Raw genomic sequence first — 3099 nt, forward strand, 5'->3', positions numbered from 1 at the left:
CCGCACAACCCCCCCCCCCCCCACAACCCCCACGCCCCCCGCCCCCGCGCTGCCCGCCGACCCGCGCCGCCCCCTCCCCCCCCCGCCCCGCCGACACCACGTCGGCGGGCCGGGCCGTTTCCCGGCCCCCCGCCCCCGCCCCCCGCGTTCCGGGCGAGCAGTCCCCCCTTGACGAGCGGGCCCGCCGCGAGAAGAATTCATCACATGATGAATTACGAGCGCACGTCTCCGCCCCCACCACCTCCCGACCCCGCGATCGAGGCACGCGGCCTCACCGTCGTCCGGGGCGGCCGCACCGTCCTGCACGCCGTGGACCTCACCGTCCGCCCCGGCCGCATCACCGGCCTCCTCGGCCCCTCGGGCTGCGGAAAGACGACACTCATGCGCGCGGTGGTCGGCGCCCAGGCCAAGGCCACCGGCGCCCTGGACGTCCTGGGCCGCCCCGCCGGGGATCCGGCCCTGCGCCCCCGCATCGGCTACGTCACCCAGGCGCCCTCCGTCTACACCGATCTCACCGTCCGACAGAACCTCGACTACTTCGCCGCCGTCCTGCACCCCGGCCGCGCCCACCGGAACACCCGCCGCGACGCCGTCGCCCGCGCCATCGGGGACGTCGATCTCACGAGCCGCGCCGACGCCCTCACCGGTGCGCTCTCCGGCGGCCAGCGCAGCCGGGTCTCCCTGGCGGTCGCCCTCCTCTCCACCCCGGACCTGCTGGTCCTGGACGAGCCGACCGTCGGGCTCGACCCCGTACTCCGCCGGGACCTCTGGGATCTCTTCCACCGCCTGGCCGCCGACCGCGGCACCGCGCTGCTGATCTCCTCGCACGTGATGGACGAGGCCGAACGCTGCCACCGCCTCCTCCTGATGCGGGAGGGCCGGATCCTCGCCGAGGACACACCCGAGGCCCTGCGCCGCCGCACCGGCACGGAGACCGTCGAGGACGCGTTCCTCCACCTGGTCGACGAAGCCGCACCCCGCACCGAGGGAGTCCGAGGATGACCGCCACCGCCGGCCGCGTCCTGCGCCAGCTGACCCACGACCCCCGCACGATCGCGCTCCTGGTGGTCGTCCCGGTCCTGCTGATCACCCTGCTCCGGTACGTCTTCGACGGCGCGGCCGGGATCTTCGACTCCACCGGGGCCTCGCTGCTCGGGATCTTCCCGCTGATCACGATGTTCCTGGTGACCTCGATCGCCACCCTGCGCGAGAGGACCTCGGGCACCCTCGAACGCCTCCTGGCCCTGCCGCTCGGCAAGGGCGGCCTGATCGGGGGGTACGCCCTCGCGTTCGGCGCGGTCGCGGTCGTCCAGTCGGCGTTCGCCACGGCGGTCTCCGTCCTGCTGCTGGGGCTGGACGTGGCCGGCTCGGCCTGGCTGCTGCTCCTGGTCGCCCTGCTCGACGCCCTGCTCGGCACCGCACTGGGCCTGTTCGTCTCGGCGTTCGCCGCCTCCGAGTTCCAGGCGGTCCAGTTCATGCCGGCCGTGATCTTCCCCCAGCTCCTGCTCTGCGGCCTGTTCACCCCGCGCGAGGCGATGCACCCGGTCCTGGAGGCGATCTCCCATGCCCTCCCCATGTCGTACGCCGTGGACGGCATGAACCAGGTCCTCCACCACACCGGGATCACCGGCGACTTCGTGCGCGACATCACCGTGGTCGCGGGCAGCGCCCTCCTCGTCCTCTGCCTCGGCGCGATCACTCTCCGCCGCCGGACACCGTGAACACCCCGATGCGAGGATGACGGGGAAGCAGCACGGTCCGGCCCAGAGCACAGCCCAGCACCGCCCGGAGGGTGAACGCATGACCCAGACAGTCGCAGTCCTCGGCACCGGAAAGATCGGCGAGGCCCTGCTCAGCGGGATGATCCGGGCAGGCTGGCGACCGGCCCACCTGCTGGTGACCACCCGCCGGGACGAACGCGCCCGGGAACTGCACACGCGGTACGGGGTCGAGTCCGTCACCAACGCGGAGGCGGCCAAGAACGCCGACGTCCTCATCCTCGCGGTCAAGCCGCAGGACATGGGCAAGCTCCTGGACGAGCTCGCCCCGCACGTCACCGCCGACCGGCTGGTCATCAGCGCCGCGGCCGGCATCACCACCGCGTTCATCGAGGACCGGCTCGCCTCCGGCACCCCGGTCGTCCGGGTCATGCCGAACACGCCGGTCCTCGTCGACGAGGGCATGTCCGTCATCTCCGCCGGCAGCCACGCCACCGGCGCGCACCTGGCCACCGCCGAGGAGATCTTCGGAGGCGTCGGCAAAACCCTGCGCGTACCGGAGTCCCAGCAGGACGCGGCCACCGCCCTTTCCGGCTCCGGCCCCGCCTACTTCTACTTCCTGGTCGAGGCCATGACCGACGCGGGCATCCTGCTCGGCCTGCCCCGCGCCCAGGCACACGACCTCATCGTCCAGGCCGCCATCGGCGCGGCCGTCATGCTCCGGGACAGCGGTGAGCACCCGGTCAAGCTGCGCGAGGCCGTCACCAGCCCGGCCGGCACGACGATCAGCGCCATCCGGGAACTGGAGAACCACGGGGTGCGCGCGGCCCTCATCGCCGCCCTGGAAGCGGCCCGCGACCGCAGCCGCGCCCTGGCCTCCGGCAACGGCTGAGCCCTGCCCGGGCGCACCGCCCGCCCCCGGCCGCAGGCGCTACCGGCCGGGGGTTGACACGCCCAGGACGCATCCGTAGTGTGCTCCGAGTTGTCCGACGTGAGCGCCGACCCCGGTCGGTCCCCGGACAGCCATTCCGCAGTAACCACGACAGACACGCGACTTCGGGTCGCATGTCTTTTCGTGCGCCTATGCGAAATGAGGAATCCGCGTTCGAAGGAACGCACCCCGATTAGCGTCGGGGCGCAGGAATCCGCTAAAGTCTCACTCGTCGGAACGGCCCAACGGCCGGGAAGACGAATCCCGCTGACTGGGAATCAGGCCCGAAAGGATCTGATAGAGTCGGACTCGCCGGAAAGGGAGAACGCGGAAGCGGGGAACCTGGAAAGCGAAAAGGCAGGGCCCGCTTCGACCGGGAATCGGACACGGAAGAGTCTGATAGAGTCGGAAACGCAGGACAGCAAGACAAAAAAGAAGTGAAACGAAGGG

3 protein-coding genes are annotated in these 3099 nt (G+C 71.8%); all 3 read left to right on the top strand.

Annotated elements, in window-relative coordinates; genetic code table 11:
* Window positions 1-204 precede the first annotated feature (204 nt).
* The 3 genes from AMK24_RS29385 (at window position 205) to proC (ending at window position 2610) form a co-directional block, all read left to right on the top strand.
* The gene (locus AMK24_RS29385; protein WP_073771936.1) at window positions 205-1002 is read left to right on the top strand and encodes an ABC transporter ATP-binding protein; all 798 of its coding nucleotides are present in this window, start codon (window positions 205-207) and stop codon (window positions 1000-1002) included.
* Window positions 999-1721, top strand: a complete 723-nt coding sequence (locus tag AMK24_RS29390) for an ABC transporter permease (protein WP_073771937.1) — start codon at window positions 999-1001, stop codon at window positions 1719-1721. Before AMK24_RS29385 ends, AMK24_RS29390 begins: the two co-directional genes overlap by 4 nt.
* A 79-nt stretch (window positions 1722-1800) precedes the next feature.
* On the top strand, window positions 1801-2610 hold the full coding sequence (gene proC / locus AMK24_RS29395; RefSeq protein WP_073771938.1) for a pyrroline-5-carboxylate reductase: 810 nt from the start codon (window positions 1801-1803) through the stop codon (window positions 2608-2610).
* Window positions 2611-3099 lie beyond the last annotated feature (489 nt).

The organism is Streptomyces sp. CB02366 (assembly GCF_001905905.1).
Taxonomy (GTDB): Bacteria; Actinomycetota; Actinomycetes; order Streptomycetales; family Streptomycetaceae; genus Streptomyces.

Bases quoted from the DNA above. Each gene is read 5' to 3' on its own strand.
- AMK24_RS29390 (WP_073771937.1), top strand. From the start codon at position 999: ATGACCGCCACCGCCGGCCGCGTCCTGCGCCAGCTGACCCACGACCCC.
- AMK24_RS29385 (WP_073771936.1), top strand. From the start codon at position 205: ATGATGAATTACGAGCGCACGTCTCCGCCCCCACCACCTCCCGACCCC.
- proC (WP_073771938.1), top strand. From the start codon at position 1,801: ATGACCCAGACAGTCGCAGTCCTCGGCACCGGAAAGATCGGCGAGGCC.